This window comes from Paenibacillus sp. EKM206P, from assembly GCF_011066155.1.
GTDB classification, from domain to species: domain Bacteria; phylum Bacillota; class Bacilli; order Paenibacillales; family Paenibacillaceae; genus Paenibacillus; species Paenibacillus polymyxa_D.
Map to the genome: position 1 here is coordinate 1 of NZ_JAAMNQ010000086.1, position 353 is coordinate 353.

Sequence of the window (353 nt, forward strand, 5' to 3'; positions counted from 1 at the left end):
GCCGCCGTGTTCACCAGGCTGCGGTGCTCGATCATCACGCCCTTCGGCTTGCCCGTCGTTCCCGACGTGTAGATCACGTACGCCAGGTCCTCTGGACGGGCTTCATGGAAGCTGTCGGCATTCGTCCGCTCCTCGCTGTACGAGGTTTCGTCGTCGAGGTACAGCACCGCCGCCAGCGCCAGCTCCTCTTCGCCGAGCCAGGCTTCGGCGCGCTCTCGCAGCGCCGTTTGCGTCAGCAGCACCTTCGCTCCGCTGTCTTCGAGCATGAACCGCACGCGCTCCGCCGGATAATCCGGGTCGAGCGGCACATACGCCCCGCCCGCTTTCCAGACGGCCAGCACGGCCACCAGCAA

Annotated in this window: 1 protein-coding gene; it reads right to left on the bottom strand. The window is 66.6% G+C overall.

Annotation, left to right across the window (positions count from 1 at the left end; translation table 11 throughout):
• Nucleotides 1–353 (bottom strand): AMP-binding protein (locus G9G53_RS25805; RefSeq protein WP_165150894.1); only part of this gene is annotated, 353 nt, incomplete at both ends.